Origin of the sequence: Pseudomonas sp. ok272 (assembly GCF_900109995.1) — a bacterium.
Classification (GTDB): Bacteria; Pseudomonadota; Gammaproteobacteria; order Pseudomonadales; family Pseudomonadaceae; genus Aquipseudomonas.
Genome location: NZ_FOCB01000009.1, coordinates 132,685 through 148,511 on the forward strand (window position 1 = coordinate 132,685; position 15,827 = coordinate 148,511).

The 15,827-nt window shown below is 62.9% G+C and carries 15 protein-coding genes; 10 read left to right on the forward strand and 5 right to left on the reverse strand.

Annotated elements, in window-relative coordinates; all coding sequences use genetic code 11:
• Positions 1-2: 2 nt before the first annotated feature.
• The 4 genes from kdpB to BMW74_RS14800 all read left to right on the forward strand — a co-directional run bounded on the left by kdpB (position 3) and on the right by BMW74_RS14800 (position 6,192).
• Entirely contained in the window at positions 3-2,063 is a 2,061-nt protein-coding gene (gene kdpB / locus BMW74_RS14785; protein WP_093421983.1) for a potassium-transporting ATPase subunit KdpB, read from the forward strand.
• Positions 2,064-2,117: 54 nt separating this feature from the next.
• Complete coding sequence (gene kdpC, locus BMW74_RS14790) at positions 2,118-2,663, forward strand: potassium-transporting ATPase subunit KdpC (protein WP_093421988.1); 546 nt, start codon at positions 2,118-2,120, stop codon at positions 2,661-2,663.
• Between the two features lie 130 nt (positions 2,664-2,793).
• On the forward strand, positions 2,794-5,448 hold the full coding sequence (locus BMW74_RS14795; protein WP_093421993.1) for a sensor histidine kinase: 2,655 nt from the start codon (positions 2,794-2,796) through the stop codon (positions 5,446-5,448).
• Between the two features lie 48 nt (positions 5,449-5,496).
• Positions 5,497-6,192, forward strand: coding sequence for a response regulator (locus BMW74_RS14800; RefSeq protein ID WP_093421998.1), 696 nt, complete (start codon positions 5,497-5,499; stop codon positions 6,190-6,192).
• A gap of 110 nt (positions 6,193-6,302) precedes the next feature.
• Here the strand turns inward: BMW74_RS14800 and BMW74_RS14805 are convergent, their stop codons facing one another.
• Entirely contained in the window at positions 6,303-7,334 is a 1,032-nt protein-coding gene (locus tag BMW74_RS14805; RefSeq protein WP_093422003.1) for a patatin-like phospholipase family protein, read from the reverse strand.
• A 227-nt stretch (positions 7,335-7,561) separates the two neighbouring features.
• Here BMW74_RS14805 and BMW74_RS14810 point away from each other — a divergent pair, with 227 nt between their 5' ends.
• The 3 genes from BMW74_RS14810 (at position 7,562) to BMW74_RS14820 (ending at position 9,602) form a co-directional block, all read left to right on the forward strand.
• Positions 7,562-7,840, forward strand: a complete 279-nt coding sequence (locus BMW74_RS14810) for a hypothetical protein (protein WP_093422008.1) — start codon at positions 7,562-7,564, stop codon at positions 7,838-7,840.
• 98 nt (positions 7,841-7,938) lie between these two features.
• Positions 7,939-8,706 carry a CHAD domain-containing protein gene (locus BMW74_RS14815; RefSeq protein WP_093422012.1) on the forward strand — a complete coding sequence of 256 codons (768 nt, stop codon included), beginning with the start codon at positions 7,939-7,941 and terminating at the stop codon, positions 8,704-8,706.
• A gap of 98 nt (positions 8,707-8,804) precedes the next feature.
• Positions 8,805-9,602, forward strand: coding sequence for an acyl-CoA thioesterase (locus BMW74_RS14820; RefSeq protein WP_093422016.1), 798 nt, complete (start codon positions 8,805-8,807; stop codon positions 9,600-9,602).
• 3 nt (positions 9,603-9,605) lie between these two features.
• Here the strand turns inward: BMW74_RS14820 and BMW74_RS14825 are convergent, their stop codons facing one another.
• From BMW74_RS14825 to BMW74_RS14835, 3 genes are all read right to left on the reverse strand, one after another.
• Positions 9,606-9,968: an Mpo1-like protein gene (locus BMW74_RS14825; RefSeq protein WP_093422021.1), complete on the reverse strand. Its 363-nt coding sequence runs from the start codon at positions 9,966-9,968 to the stop codon at positions 9,606-9,608.
• A gap of 208 nt (positions 9,969-10,176) precedes the next feature.
• Positions 10,177-11,658: a methyl-accepting chemotaxis protein gene (locus BMW74_RS14830; RefSeq protein ID WP_093422025.1), complete on the reverse strand. Its 1,482-nt coding sequence runs from the start codon at positions 11,656-11,658 to the stop codon at positions 10,177-10,179.
• Positions 11,659-11,753: 95 nt separating this feature from the next.
• Positions 11,754-12,560 carry a TatD family hydrolase gene (locus BMW74_RS14835; RefSeq protein ID WP_093422030.1) on the reverse strand — a complete coding sequence of 269 codons (807 nt, stop codon included), beginning with the start codon at positions 12,558-12,560 and terminating at the stop codon, positions 11,754-11,756.
• A gap of 234 nt (positions 12,561-12,794) precedes the next feature.
• Between BMW74_RS14835 and BMW74_RS14840 the strand changes: the two genes are divergently transcribed.
• From BMW74_RS14840 to BMW74_RS14850, 3 genes are all read left to right on the forward strand, one after another.
• Complete coding sequence (locus tag BMW74_RS14840; RefSeq protein WP_093422034.1) at positions 12,795-14,216, forward strand: MltF family protein; 1,422 nt, start codon at positions 12,795-12,797, stop codon at positions 14,214-14,216.
• Between the two features lie 103 nt (positions 14,217-14,319).
• Positions 14,320-14,754: a DoxX family protein gene (locus tag BMW74_RS14845; protein ID WP_093422038.1), complete on the forward strand. Its 435-nt coding sequence runs from the start codon at positions 14,320-14,322 to the stop codon at positions 14,752-14,754.
• A gap of 248 nt (positions 14,755-15,002) precedes the next feature.
• Positions 15,003-15,311, forward strand: coding sequence for a hypothetical protein (locus tag BMW74_RS14850; protein ID WP_093422438.1), 309 nt, complete (start codon positions 15,003-15,005; stop codon positions 15,309-15,311).
• A 3-nt stretch (positions 15,312-15,314) separates the two neighbouring features.
• Here BMW74_RS14850 and greB read toward each other — a convergent pair whose 3' ends face one another.
• Positions 15,315-15,812 (reverse strand): transcription elongation factor GreB, encoded by a 498-nt coding sequence (gene greB / locus BMW74_RS14855; RefSeq protein ID WP_093422042.1) that lies wholly within the window; start codon positions 15,810-15,812, stop codon positions 15,315-15,317.
• Between the last annotated feature and the right edge of the window lie 15 nt (positions 15,813-15,827).

The window sequence follows — 15,827 nt, forward strand, 5'->3', positions numbered from 1 at the left end:
TAATGAACATGCCCGCAACGAACAAACCGGTGGTCGCCAAGGCCCCGGAGCAACCGAAAACCGCGATCTCGGCCCTGTGGCGGCCGGCGCTGGTACAAGCCTTCGTCAAGCTCGATCCTCGGCAGCTCAAGCGCTCGCCGGTGATGCTGGTGGTCGAGTTGACCGCCATTCTCACCACCGTGCTGTGCTTTATTCCGGATGTGGCCGTACCGACCTTTGTCGCGGCGCAAATTGCCCTGTGGCTGTGGTTCACCGTGTTGTTCGCCAACTTCGCCGAAGCCTTGGCCGAGGGCCGTGGCAAGGCGCGGGCCGACAGCCTCAAGGCGGGCAGCGAAGGCTTGAGCGCGCGGCGCAAAAAAGCCGATGGCAGCTTTCAGGTGGTACCGGCCGCCAGCCTGCGCAAAGGTGATGTGGTGCGGGTTGAAGCCGGAGAAATGATTCCCGGCGACGGTGAGGTGATCGAAGGCATCGCCGCCGTTAACGAAGCGGCGATTACCGGTGAGTCGGCGCCAGTGATTCGAGAGTCCGGTGGCGACCGTTCGGCGGTCACCGGCAATACCCGGTTGGTGTCCGACTGGTTGATGGTGCGTATCACCGCCAATCCCGGCGAGTCGACCCTGGATCGGATGATCGCCCTGGTGGAAGGTGCCAAGCGGCAGAAGACCCCGAACGAGGTGGCGCTGGACATCCTGCTGATCGGCCTGACCATGATCTTCCTGGTGGTGGTCGTGACCTTGCAGCCGTTCGCCCACTTCGCCAACGGCAACCTGCCGCTGGTGTTCCTGGTGGCGCTGCTGGTCACGTTGATTCCGACGACCATCGGCGGCTTGTTGTCGGCCATTGGTATTGCCGGCATGGACCGCCTGGTGCGCTTGAACGTGATCGCCAAGTCCGGCCGTGCGGTCGAGGCGGCGGGTGATGTGCATGTGCTGCTGCTGGACAAGACCGGCACCATCACCTTTGGTAACCGTCGTTGCACCGCCATCTATGCAGCACCTGGCGTCAGCACCAAGGAACTGGCCGAAGGCGCCTTGTTCGCGTCCCTGGCTGATGACACCGCTGAAGGCAAGTCGATTGTCGAGTACCTGCGCGAGCTCTATCCACAAGCAGAGCCGTGCGCCGAGGTGCTGACGCCCGTGCCGTTCACTGCCGAAACTCGCTTGTCCGGCGTGGACTATCAAGGCCGCGTGTACCGTAAGGGCGCTGTCGATTCGGTGCTGGCCTTCGTCGGCTTGACCCGTGCCGAGGTACCGGCGCCGATGTCCCGCGAGATCGACAAGATCGCCCAGAGCGGCGGGACGCCATTGCTGGTGTGTGCCGAGGGCAAGTTGCTCGGCGCGATCCACCTCAAGGACGTGGTCAAGCCGGGTATTCGTGAGCGCTTCGCCGAGCTGCGCAAGCTGGGGATTCGCACCGTCATGGTCACGGGCGACAACCCGCTGACCGCCGCCGCGATTGCCGCTGAGGCGGGGGTCGATGACGTGCTGGCCGAAGCCACACCGGAGAAAAAGCTGGCGCGCATTCGTCATGAGCAAAATGACGGTCGCCTGGTGGCCATGTGTGGCGACGGTGCCAACGACGCGCCGGCGCTGGCCCAGGCTGACGTCGGCATGGCGATGAACGACGGCACCCAGGCTGCTCGCGAAGCCGCCAACATGGTCGATCTCGATAGCGACCCGACCAAGTTGCTGGACGTGGTGCAGATCGGCAAGGAGTTGCTGGTGACCCGTGGTGCGTTGACCACGTTCTCCATCGCCAACGACGTGGCTAAGTACTTCGCGATTCTGCCGGCGCTGTTCGCTTCGATTTACCCACAGCTGGGCGTGCTGAACATCATGCACCTGAGCAGTCCGCAGAGCGCGATCCTCTCGGCCATTGTCTTCAACGCCCTGATCATCGTCGCGTTGATCCCGCTGGCACTGCGCGGGGTGCGGGTACAGGCCGCGAGCGCAGCCCATCTGCTGCGCCGCAACCTGTTGATCTACGGCGTGGGTGGCATCGTGGTGCCATTCGTGGGGATCAAGCTGATCGACATGCTGCTGACCGCTTTGCACCTGGTGTAACCGCTGGACGCCGCGCCCTGTGCGCGGCTTCCAACCTGAATTGAGGGTTTTGAAATGTCCACAATGATTCGTCCGGCCTTGAGCCTGCTTGTGTTGATGACCTTGATCACCGGCGTCGCCTACCCGTTGGTGGTGACCGGTGTGGCCCAGGTCGCGTTCCCGGATCAGGCCAATGGCAGCCTGGTGCGCGATGCCGACGGCAAGGTCCGCGGCTCATCGCTGATCGCCCAGGATTTTGTCGGTGACGCCTGGTTTCATCCACGGCCTTCGGCGGGCGCGTTCGCCACCGTGGCCAGCGGTGCGAGCAACCTGGCGCCGAGTAACCCGGCCCTGGCGACCCGCGTAATCGAGGCCGCCAACCAGCAGGTGGTCCCCGGGCAGGGACCGGTCCCCCTGGCGTTGCTGACCACCTCCGGCAGTGGCCTGGATCCCCACTTGCCACCGGCCGCGATTGCCTATCAACTGGCGCGGGTTGCAGCCGCGCGTGACATACCAGTGTCCACGCTCCAGCGATTGCTGGATGCCCATATCGAGCAGCCGCTGGTAGGGCCGCCGGTGGTGAATGTGCTGGAATTGAACATCGCGCTGGAGAAGCTCTAGCACCGTGTGATGGCCATTCGCGAACAGGTTCGCTCCCACAGGATCATTGCTGCCCATGTGGGAGCGAGCCTGCTCGCGAAGGCGATTGAACAATCACTGCATCAACACCTGAATGAAGAGAGTTCCAAGCATGAGTGACTCCGGCCGTGCCGACGCACTGTTAGCTGATCTACCCCGCGATGGTCGTGGTCGGCTCAAGGTGTTCCTTGGCGCCGCCCCCGGCGTCGGCAAGACCTACGCCATGCTCCAGGCCGCCCATACCCAGCTGCGCCAAGGCGTGAAGGTCATCGCCGGGGTGGTGGAAACCCACGGCCGGGCGGAAACCGAAGCACTGCTCGGCGGCTTGCCACAACAGCCGTTGCTGCGCTCGGAATACCGGGGCGTGATGCTAGAGGAAATGGACCTCGATGGCCTGCTCAAGGCCAAGCCGAAGCTGGTGCTGGTCGACGAGTTGGCCCACAGCAACGCGCCCGGCAGTCGGCATGCCAAGCGCTGGCAAGACATCCAGGAACTGCTCGCGGCGGGCATCGACGTGTTCACCACGGTCAACGTCCAGCACCTGGAAAGCCTCAACGATCAGGTGCGCGGGATCACCGGGGTGCAGGTGCGCGAAACCCTGCCCGACTGGGTCCTGCAAGAAGCCTATGAACTGCTGTTGATCGACCTGCCGCCCCGTGAGTTGCTGGAGCGCCTGCGCGACGGCAAGGTCTATGTGCCGGAGCAGGCCCGCGCGGCCATCGATGCCTTTTTCACCCAGACCAACCTCACCGCCCTGCGCGAACTGGCGATGCAAACCGCTGCGGCGCAAGTCGATGACGACCTCAGTCGCGGCTATCGCCAGTTGGGGCAGGCAGCGCCAGCGGTGCGGGGTCGATTGTTGGTGGGGGTCGACGGCGACGACCAGGCCGAGCGCTTGGTCCGTCACGCCAGCCGAGTTGCCCAGCGCCGGCATTTGCCCTGGAGCCTGGTGCACGTGGACAACGGCAGTGTGCGTGACGAACAGTCGCGCGTACGCCTGCAAAACGCCCAGCAACTGGCCGAGCGCCTGGGGGGCGAGGTGGTGTTGCTGCGTGCCGGGGGCGAGGTGGCCAAGACCCTGATTCAACATGCCGCCGAGCGTCGGGCGAGCCTGGTGCTGGTGGGCCAGTCGCGCCCGCGCCTACGCCGTCGCTGGTTGGGCGGCGGATTGGCTTCGCGTTTGCTGCGCAATGCCCGGGGCCTGGAAATCAACGTGCTGGACAGCGATGCGCAGCCGCATCAGCCGCGCACGCGCTCGGCTCGTTCACTGGCCTGGTTCGACTATGCCCTGGCGCTGCTGGCGACGGTGTTGGCCAGTGGCCTGGCCTGGGTGGTGTCGAGTGTGCTGCCGCTGCCGAACATCTCCCTGGTGTTCCTCGCGGCGGTGTTGCTGGTGGCGGTGCGCAGCAGCCTCGGGCCGGCACTGGCCTGCGCGGCGCTGTCCTTCATGGCCTACGACTTTCTCTTCATCCCGCCGAACTTTTCCTTCGCCATCCAGCGTGAAGAAGACGTGTTGACCTTGCTGTTCTTCCTGCTGATGGCGGCACTGACCGGCAACCTCGCCGCCCGCCAGCGTCGGCAGTTGCAAGCCTTGCGTGATACCCAGGAGGAAACCTCGGAACTGCTCGATCTGTCGCGCAAGCTGACGGCCGCGACCGACAGGCAGGCGGTGGTCAGCGCCGCCGCGCAGCACTTGATGGGCTGGAGCGATCTGCAATTGTGCCTGCTGAACCGGGACGGGCAGGGCGGCTGGAAGGTGGAAGCCGGTGAGGGACTGGCACTTAACGAAACCGAACGCGCCGCCGCCGACTGGGCCTGGCAGCACGATCAACCCGCTGGCATGGGCACCGGCACGCTGCCGCTTGGCCGTTGGTGGTGGTGGCCCTTGTCGGTAGAGGACGGGCCGCTGGGTTTGCTCGGTGTCTGTGCCAAGGAGGGCGAGCAGCTTAGCGGCCAGCGCCGCCGTTTGTTGACCGCATTGAGCCAGCCGCTGGCCCAGGCATTGGCCCGGGCGCAGTTGGCCGAAGACCTGGAAGCCGCCCGTTTGCACGGGGAAACCGAGCAGCTGCGCAGCGCCTTGCTGGCCTCGGTGTCCCACGACTTGCGTACGCCGCTGACGTCCATGCGCGGCAGCATCGACAGCCTGCTGGCACTGGGCGAGGCGATCCCGTTGGAGGATCGTCGCGAGTTGCTCGAAGGCACGCGTGATGAAGCCGAGCGGTTGGATCGCTACATCCAGAACCTGCTGGACATGACCCGCCTGGGCCATGGGGCCTTGAAGCTGGCGCGGGACTGGGTGTCGCCGGCCGATATCGTCGGTAGCTCCCTCAACCGCCTCCGCGCCGTGCTGGCGCCGCTCCAGGTCAGCATCGATGTGCCCGGCGAGTTGCCGCTGCTGTACGTGCATGCCGCGTTGATCGAGCAAGCGCTGGTCAACGTGCTGGAGAACGCGGCGCGGTTTTCCCCGGCCAACGGTCGTTTGCAGTTGAGCGCCGGGACTACCGACACGGAAGTGTTTTTTTCGGTCAGCGACGAAGGCCCGGGGATTCCCGAGGACGAGCGAGCGAAGATCTTCGACATGTTCTACACCGCCGCCCGGGGCGACCGCGGCGGGCAGGGCACCGGGCTGGGGCTGGCCATTTGTCAGGGCATGGTCGGCGCCCACGGCGGGCGCATCAGCGTGGCGGACGGCATCGACGGGCGCGGCACCTGCATCACCCTGCATTTGCCATTGCAGGCGCAGCCGGGGTTCGAAAGTGAAGCCTGATGGTGCCTGCGCTACTCTGTCGTCACTTTATTTTGTTGATGGGCAACCATGAGCCAGACCGCGACCCTATTGGTCATCGATGATGAGCCGCAGATCCGCAAGTTCCTGCGCATCAGCCTGACCTCCCAAGGTTACAAAGTGCTTGAAGCCGGAACCGGCACTGAAGGCCTGGCCCTGGCCGCGCTGAACAAGCCGGACTTGCTGGTGCTCGACCTCGGCCTGCCCGACATGGACGGCCAGCAGGTGCTGCGCGAGTTCCGCGAGTGGTCGGCGGTGCCGGTGCTGGTGCTGTCGGTGCGTGCCAGTGAGGAGCAGAAGGTCGAGGCCCTGGATGGCGGGGCCAATGACTACGTGACCAAGCCGTTTGGCATCCAGGAGTTTCTCGCGCGCGTGCGCGCCTTGTTGCGCCAGGCACCGGCCGGCGAAGCGGCGGAGGCGGCCCTCAAGTTCGGCCCCCTGACGGTGGACCTGGCCTACCGTCGTGTGCTGCTCGACGGGGTCGAGGTTGCCCTGACCCGCAAGGAGTATGCGGTGCTGGCGCAACTGGCGCGGCATGCCGGGCGAGTCATCACCCAGCAGCAATTGCTCAAGGACATCTGGGGTCCTACCCATACCGACGACAGCCATTACCTGCGGATCGTGGTCGGGCACTTGCGCCAGAAGCTGGCGGATGACCCGACGCGACCGCGGTTTATCCTCACCGAGGCGGGCGTGGGGTATCGGTTGTTGGAGGCTGGAGTTTGACTTGACTGGTCCGCCCCCTTCGCGAGCAGGCTCGCTCCCACAAAGGCCAGTGATATCCCTTGTGGGAGCGAGCCTGCTCGCGAACAGACCAGCCAAAAACCGTCAGCTAGTCAATCGCGCTCATGTTCATACCGATCCAGCGTGTCGCTGGCGATCTCCCGTCCCAGGGCGATCAGTTCCGGGGCCTTGTAGAACTCGAAGAAGCGGCAGACCCGCTTCGGCACGTTGATCAGGATGTCCGGTGGATACCCGGCGATTTTGTACTGGGCCAATGAGGTCTGCATCACCTCGAAACTCTGGTTGATCAAGTCCAGCAGCGACGCGGGCCCGACGTTGTCGATGATGAACGAACCGGTCGCGGAGCTGGGCGCGCCTTCGTTTTCCGGCGAGGCTGCCGGTTGCTGGGCCTCGGGCTCGGCGGATTCGATCCATGGGTTGATCTCGGCTGCCTCGCTGTGCAGCGCCTCCAGTATCAGCAATTGCTCGGCCTGTTTGCGGCGAAACGGCAGGTGCGAACCCAGGGAGTTGACCAGGTTGTCGAAGCGGTTTTTAAAGGCCGCCGGACGCTGGATCACCGGCAGCTGATAGTGTTTCTGGTTGGTGGCGTTGAGGTTGACCGCGATGATCAGGTCGCAATGGCTCGACACCACGGGCACGATCGGCAGCGGGTTGAGCAGGCCGCCGTCCACCAAGGTGCGATTGCCCTGGATCACCGGGGTGAACAAACTGGGGATCGCTGCCGACGCGCGCATGGCCTGGTGCAGGCAACCTTCCTGGAACCAGATCTCTTGCTGGTTGGTGAGGTCGGTGGCGACCGCCGTGTAGGGAATGCGCAAGTCTTCGATGTTGATCTCACCGACGATCTTGCGGATCTGGCCGAAGACCTTTTCACCGCGAATGGCGCCCAGGCGAAAACTCACGTCGACCAGGCGCAGCACATCGAGGTAGTCCAGGCTCTCGATCCATTGGCGGTACTCCTTGAGCTTGCCGGCGGCGTAGATGCCCCCGACCACCGATCCCATGGAGCATCCGGCAATGCAGGCGATGTCGTAGCCGCGACGCTCAATCTCTTCGATGACCCCGATATGGGCGTAGCCTCGGGCGCCACCCGAGCCCAGCACCAATGCGACACGCTTCTTCATGTAGTCGTCCTTCTGGCAAACAAGTCTGAACAATGCGCTCATTGTAGGGTGTGCTTCAATCCAGAAGGTCTGTGCTTTGAGCGTGGAGAGGTTTTTTCGCCACTCGATGCTGGCACATAGGTATCCTCGCGAGCGCTATAGTTTCCAAGGATGGGCCGAGGCACTTTTTCACGTGCCGGCCGTCATACCCAGCACACTTGTTTCTCTACCTAATTGAGGTGTCATTGATGAAAGCCTGGATCTGTCTACCGTTGATTGCATTGGTGCTGGCCGGTTGCGCGGGGAAGACTGCGTATCGCGACAGTTGCGGTACTGAGATAGACAGCGCCTGGCAAGAGCTGGACCTGGCCAAGGCCGAAGGCTTTGCGGGCACCGTGAGCTACTCCAAAGCGTTGTCGCTGTTGACCGGGGCCAAGACCCAGCAGCAATTCGAGGCGTTTGAAGGCTGCACCAACAAGGCCCAGAAGGCACGCTTCTACATCCGTGAGTCCCGTGCGGGTCGTTGAGCCTGGCATGATCTGGCGCAAGGTAAGCGTCAGGCGTTGCGTCCAGCATGGGCGTAGGTTCGCAAACAGGACGGTGTCTACGCAGGAGGAAGCACGAGATGGCGGTGTTGGTTGATCGGTTGGTGGCCCAGGTGCTGGGGTTGGAAGTGCGTTTGCTGGCCTGCCAGGCTCGTCTGAGTGCCAGCACCGACCCTGAGGCGCTGCATGACCTGCGCATCGCGGTGCGCCGTCTGCGCAGCCTGTTGCGACCGTTGCGCGGGGTGCCCGGTGTCGAGCAGCTTGAGGCGGCGGCGGCCGGTGTTGGCAGCCTGACCACACCGCTGCGCGACCGCGAAGTGCTGGCCAGCTATTTGCTCAAGCACGGTCAGCCCCAGGCGGCGGAGCGGCGCATGGTCCAGATGGCGCAGGCTTATCCACAGGTGGCGGCCAGTCCCGAGTTGGCGCAGTTGTTGATGGTTCTCGATGCGTTTCCCCGGTTCTTGCGTGCCTGCGAGCGACAAGGCTTGCTCAAGGGCTTGCGCCAGCGCATCGAGAAACGCTTGGCCAAGCAATGGAACACGCTGGACGTCGCCCTGCATGACCCGGCCCACGACCGCCATCGCCTGCGCTTGCTGATCAAGCGTGTGCGCTACGCGATCGAAGCCTACCCTGAGCTGGATCGCTTGCCCAAGGCCGCCATGCCCCGTCTCAAGTCTGCACAGCAAGCCTTGGGCGATTGGCATGATTGCTGGCAATGGCTGGCCCGTGCCGAGCATGAAGCCGACTTACAGCCGTGTGTGACGGGGTGGCAGGCGACGATGGTCAAGGCCCAGGCGCGGGCGGACCGGGTGCTCGATAAGCTCAGTGCGACGTGTTTTAAACGCTGAAGCGGCCTATCTGTCAGCCTATTTGGCTGGAATAGGTGCTGTGCAGGGGCTGTTGGCTGGTTAAGATCCCCTCATCTTTTTCCAGCCCAGAGGTTTTCATGCGCTTTTCAGATTTGCTCGACGCCGTACGCAACTCGCCCCGTGAGTTGTCTATCCCGGCCGAGTGGGCCCAGGGTCGGGCCAGTTTTGGTGGGCTGGTCGCGGCATTGCAGTACGAAGCCATGCGCGCCAAGGTGTCGGCCGATCGTCCGGTGCGTTCGCTGGCGATCAGCTTTGTCGGGCCGGTCGAGCCCGATGTGCCGGTCAACTTTGAAGTGGACGTCTTGCGTGAAGGCAAGGCGGTTAGCCAGGTGCTGGGCCGTGTCATGCAAAAGGGCCAGGTCGTGACGCTGGTACAGGGCAGCTTCGGTGCATCCCGTCCTTCGGAAGTCGAAGTGCTGGCGCTGCCGGCGCCTGACATGAAGCACTGGGACGAGTGCCAGGAATTGCCTTACATCAAGGGCATGACCCCCGAGTTCATGCGTCACTTGGCCATGCGCTGGAGCGTCGGTGGCTTGCCGTTCACCGGTAACACATCACGGGACATGGGCGGCTGGACGCGCTTGCGCGGTGATGTGAAAGATGAGCCGCTGACGGAGTCGCATATCCTGGCGCTGGTGGATGGGTGGCCACCGTCGGTGCTGCCGCACCTGAAGAAATTCGTGGCCGGCAGCACCCTGACCTGGACCATTGAATTCGTCCAGCCATTGCTGGGCCTGAGCACCCTGGACTGGTGCAAGTACCTGGTGGAAACCGAGCACGCCCACGGCGGTTACGGCCACGCCGCCGCCAAGCTGTGGAGTGCCGACGGCCAGTTGATCGCACTCAGCCGCCAGACCGTGACGATCTTCGGCTAAGCCTCAGCGGCGGTGACGCTGGCGCCAGGCGCGCCACCAGCCGCCGCTCAGGACAAACCGCGGGAACGTCAGGAACTGCTCGACCAGCAAGCGCGATACCGCATCCTGGCGATCACTGAAAGGTTCCGAGGCTTGCGCTTCGAGGCGATGGCCATGACGTTGCAGGCCCAGGGCGGCGAGCAAACCGATGACACCGATGGCGATGCTCGGGAAGCTCAGACTGAACACGCCGGACACTATCAGCAGGAACGCGACGATGAACAACGGCACGGCAATCAGGTGCAGCACCAGGTTGGTGGGGTGCTGATGATTGTCCGGGTAGACCCGCCATTGCCAGGTGGGGAGGTTGGGATGACGTTTGCCCATGTGACGACTCCTTGATCTTGTGTGGGACACATGACGAAAGAATAGGTGGGGGCAGGGGGGAGGGCGAATCAACATTGGCTATTGAAGTGATAGGCGGGGCTTTGACAGGTCGATGTCGCTTGGTTTGACGCCTTCGCGAGCGGGCTCGCTCCCACAGGGGTCTGCGTTGTGAGTCCTTGTGGGAGCGAGCCTGCTCGCGAACGGTGCCTTACAGCTTGAGCTGCCCGATTGCCTGGCTCAGTTCGCCGGCCAGCTTCGCCAGCTCGTTGCTGGTGGTGGCGGACTCCACGGTCTGCTGCACGGTATTCTCGGTGACGTCGCGGATGCTCACCACGGCGCGGTTCATTTCTTCGGCCACCTGGCTCTGCTGTTCCGCCGCCACGGCAATCTGCGTGTTGCTCTCGCGCATCTGCGCCACGGCACCGGTAATTTCCCCCAGGGCGATACCCGCTTCCTGGGCCTGTTGCACACAGTCATCGGCCTTGAATGAACTCTCCTGCATGAAGTCCACCGCATCCCGGGTGCCGGCTTGCAGCGCCGAGACCATCAGGGTGATTTCGTCAGTGGACGCCTGCACCCGCTTGGCCAGGTTGCGCACTTCATCGGCAACCACGGCAAAGCCTCGCCCCATCTCACCTGCGCGAGCGGCCTCGATGGCGGCGTTGAGGGCCAGCAGGTTGGTTTGCTCGGCGATACTGTGGATCACGCTGACCACGCCATTGATCTTCTGGCTGTCTTCGGCCAGACGCTGAATCATCTCGGCGGTCTGTTGCACCCCGGTGGACAGCCCGGCAATCGACACTTGCACCCGGCTCACCACCTGCTGGCCGCTGCCGGCGAGGGCATCGGCGGTTTGCGACAAGTCGCGCGTGGCGCCGGCATGCTGGGCGATGTGATAGACCGTGGCCGTCATCTCGTTGATGGCGGTGGCGGCTTGGTCGGTTTCGCTTTGCTGGCCGAGCATGCCGTGACGCACTTCGTTCATGCTGGCGGCCAGGCGGGCAGCACCTTCGTCCAGTTGGCGAGCGGTGTTGGCCACGGTGCCGACCACTCGCTGGTAACCGGCCTGCATCGCGTTGAACGCGCTGGCCATCTGACCGACCTCGTCCGTACAGGACAGCGGTACACGCGCGGACAAGTCACCAGTCTTTTCGACGTGAAGCATCACGTCCTTGAGAGTATTGAGCTGGCTGAGCAGAAAACGGATCAACAGCTGTGAAGCGCCGAGCATCGCCAGCATCAGAATGAACACGGCCACCGCGTAGTGGGTAAAGCGCTCACTGAACACCTGGCTCAGGCTCGGACCATAAGCGAGCACGGCAACCTGTTCGCCCTCTGCACGGTCTACCACCTGGGCACCGATCAGCAGGTTGTCGCCAAACAGCGGCATTGGGTTGATCTCGACCCAGCCGCTGGCGCCGCTCAACTCCGGTATGGGCTGATCGTTGAGCATGGGTGTCTGGCCCGTTTTGAAGCGCAACCGATGTTCAGCGGGAGGCACGGACTGACCGGCAGGCCAGGCGCCGATCAACTGCGCTTGTAGGGCGGCGGCCTGTTGCGACGCTTGGTTGCGCGCCTGTTGCTCAAGCTGCACGGCGTACAGCACCAGCAGCAAGGTGGTGACGAAGGCGACAGCGTTGACCGCCCAGAATTTGTACTTCAACGAGATATTGCTAAGCCAGGCACCCATGGAGGTCTTCTCTGATAGCGGAAACAGTATTGGCAAGGTGCCATTATTGTGCCGCTATTCAGAGGTGTCTGGTTTGATGTGGATCAACAGTGGCTTCAATCGACGGTGGGCAATCCAAAGAACGCGCGCGCGCAGGCCGTGCTGTGCGCTGCCAGGTCTTCCAGGCTTTCATCGCGATGCAGCGCGACTTCGCGCAGCACCTCGGTGAGATAGGCCGGTTCGTTGCGACCGTTCTTCGGCTTGGGGCGCAGGCTGCGGGGCAGGAGGTATGGCGCGTCGCTTTCCAGCATCAGGCGGCCACGGGCGATATCGCGTACCAGGGGATGCAGGTGGGTGCCGCGCCGTTCATCGCAGATCCAGCCGGTGATGCCGATATGCAGGTCCAGGTCCAGGTAGCTGAACAGCGCTTTCTGTTCGCCGGTAAAGCAATGCACCACGGCCGCGGGCAGATGGTCGCGGAAGTCGCGCAGGATCTCCAGCAGGCGCTGGTTGGCGTCGCGTTCATGGAGGAACACCGGCAGTTGCAGTTCGACGGCCAAGGCCAGGTGCTCTTCGAGGACTTTCTCCTGCTGCGCGCGCGGGGAGAAATCGCGATTGAAATCCAGCCCGCATTCCCCGACGGCCCGCACGCTTGGCTCTTTGAGCAGATTGCGTAAATCCCGCGCGCTGTCGGCGTTCCAGTCACTGGCCGAGTGGGGATGAATACCGGCGGTGCTGAACAGGCGTTGCCCGCTGTCATCCAACTGCTGGCACAGTTGCAGGGCATGTTCGCTGCCCTCGACACTGGTGCCGGTCAGCACCAACTGGCAGATACCCGCGGCATAAGCACGATCAAGCACCGCCTGGTGTTTGTCGGCAAAACTGGGGTTGGTCAGGTTGACGCCGATATCGATGAGTTGCATGGTGCTACCCTAGCCCTTTGGCCGGAAAGCATACCAGAGCTCTCGACCTAATAAAAAAGCCAAGAACTACAAAGAGTTAAAGCTGTCTTTTGCTGTCGGAAGGGGGCTTCGACAAGGGTGTTGCTTGTCGTGGTTACGACCTTTCGCACGTTGCCAGCGCTCAAGGCGCTCTGTTTCTGTCGTCCTCCTGTCCAGCTTCTCGGGCGGTGGGGCAGTATTCTTTCCGGAGAACGGATGACGCGACTCCAGGTTTTACTCGTGCTGTGTTTGTCGATGCTACTGCCGTTGCCGGCGGTCGCTCGGCTGGCGGGGCCCGTTGAAGCGGTGCACACCGGTAAGGTCCGCGATCTGGTAGAGATCCGCGCCAGCCGGGTGCTGCGGGTGCTGGTCAATCAGAGCCGCAACAGTTCCGGTGAGGTCCAGGGCCAGAGCATTGGCGTGGAGTACCACCGTCTGCGCGCCTTCGAGCAATACCTCAACAGCCGTGCCCGCGACGGCCAGGAAATTTCCCTCAAAATCATCCCCAAGGCCAAGGATCAACTGCTTGGCGCGTTACAGCGCGGGGAGGGCGATCTGGTCGCCCCCGGGGAGTTGCTCGACGATCAGACTGCGCGCGCAGTCAGCAGCAGTGAGCCGATCATCAGCAATGTCCCGCTGCTGCTGGTGGGGATCAAAGGTGAGCGCCGCTACACCAAGCTGGAGCAGCTTTCCGGCAAGACCCTGGCGCTGCCCGCTGGGAGCGCAGCCGGGGAGGCGATCAGTCAGATCAACCAGAAGCTGGCGCTGCACAAGCAACCACCGGTGAAGATCGAGTGGGTTGACCCGAGCCTGGCCGTGGAAGACGTGCTGGAGATGGTCCAGGGCGGGATCTTCCACCTGACCATTGTCGAGCAACCGATTGCCGAGCGCTGGGGCAAAATCCTGCCCAAGTTGCGCTTCGATCGGCAAGTGAGCATCAGTTCCCCCGGCGAGGAGTTCTGGTTCGTGCGCCGCGATGCCTCGATGTTGCGGGCCAGTATCGATCGGTTCCTGACCACCTATAAAACGCCGTCCGACCAGGATGTGGCGTTCCTGCGCATTTACCGACGCTTGTACCAGGTGCGTTACCCGCTGGCCCGTGCCGATCGCCAGCGCCTGGAGCAGGTGCGTCCGGTGTTGCAAAAGCACGCGAAGGAGCAGGGGATGGACTGGCTGAACCTGGCCGCGCTGGCGTTCAAGGAGTCGTCCCTGCAACCCAATGCCCGCAGCGGCAGCGGGCCAACGGGGTTGATGCAAATCACCCCGTCGGCGGCGCAGCGGGTGGGCGTCAAGAATATCGAGTCGTTGGACAGCAATGTGCAGGCGGGGGCCAAGTACCTGGCGTTGATCCGCCGTAAGTTCTTCTCCAGCCCCAAACTCAATGAACGCGAGCGCATGGCTTTTGTGCTGGCGGCGTACAACATCGGCCCGGAGCGGGTGCAAGGCATGCGGGCCGAGGCCAAGCGGCGGGGCTTGAACCCCAATCAATGGTTCTTTCAGGTCGAACGCGTTGCCATGGAACAGGTGGGAATGGGCCCGGTCAGCTACGTCAACAGTGTGAACAAGTATTATCTGGCCTATGACCGGGAGCGCGCGTCGTTGGAGCCCAGAGAGCAGAAAGTTGCTGCGCGAAAATGATCGGCTACGCTGATGGTTATGACGGGTTTTTTGCGCTTTCAACAGGGTATTTATTGATTAGTATCACGGCCAATTCCTACACACTCACAATGGATGACAGAGCATGAGCACACTGGTCAATAACGTACTTTCCACTCGCGCAGGCTACGGGCTGACGATAGTGCGGATTTGCGTCGGCATCATCTTCGCGGCCCACGGCTCGCAGAAGCTCTTTGGCTGGTTCGGTGGCGGCGGTCTGGCCGGCACGGCGCAGTACATGGAAAGCCTCGGCCTGACGCCGGGTCACCTGATGGCGATGTTGTCCGGGGGCACCGAGTTCTTCGCTGGCCTGGCGCTGATCATCGGCTTGCTGGCGCGTCCTGCGGCGCTGGGGCTGACCGTTGTGTCGCTGGTTGCGATTTTTACCGTGCACATCAGCCACGGCCTGTTCATGGCCAACGGCGGGTACGAGTTTGCCCTGGCACTGCTCGGTGGCAGCCTCGCGGTACTGATCGAAGGCGCCGGCAAGTTGTCGGTGGACCGGGCCATCGCCGGCTAACCGCTCTGGATCAACCCATAGGCCCGCACGCAGCGGGCCTTTTTTGTTGCCGGGGATTCTTGACACTGTCCCGTCAGCTTCTCTAGGATGTTTCCCATGCGCCGATTTAAACAGCTACTTGCGGGGCGCCAGGTAACTCGATCAGTTACCGATAGAAGCCCGAAACAGGCTTCGAAATACCGCTAAAGCGCTGGTTCGGTGTTGCCTCTCACCTGCCATGCAGACTTTTGAGGCAGAGACACGACATGATGAATGCATTGCGCCCTCCCGTACGTCCCGCGCCGATCACGGCTCACCTGACCCAACGCAACCCGAAAATCCTCCTTGGCGGTCATCACCAGCCCACGCTCCTGCGTTATCTGGATGGCTGGCCACGTCGTAATGGTGGGCCGGCAGCGTTCCTGATCCAGTTTGTCGAGGACGGTGAGTCGCTGGTGCGCTTTGCCAGCGATAGCTTTGACCTGGCGGTGATTCAATCGCCGGGTGCCGAGGACGCGGGCGAGGTGATCAAGCAACTGATCCGTGTCGCCCGCCAGGGCCTGATTGCCCGACGCTGAAGCTCAGGGATAGTCGATGGCGGTGATGTACACGAGCTGTTCGCCGTCCGGTGTCAGCACCCGCACTTCGGCGTCCAGTGCTTTACCAATCAACGCTCGCGCCAAGGGTGAATCGATGCTGATCAAGCCTTGCTTGAGGTCCAGCTCATCCGGGCCAACGATGCGATAGCGCGATTCCTTGCCTTCTTCATTTTCAATGGTGACCCAGGCCCCGAAATAGACTTTGTTCGGGTCGCTGGGCTTTTCACTGACGACTTTGAGTGCTTCCAGGCGTTTGGTGAGAAACCGCACGCGACTGTCGATCTCGCGCAGCATCTTTTTGCCGTAGGTGTACTCGGCGTTCTCGGAGCGATCACCCTGCGCGGCGGCCTCGCTCACCGACTGGGTGACCTGCGGGCGACGCACATGCCAGAGTTCATGGAACTCGGCGCGCATCCGCGCTTCGCCTTCTGGCGTGATCAGGGCCGTGCCAGCGGGACGAGGAGGGCGATAACGGCTCATTGCGGCTTCTTGTGT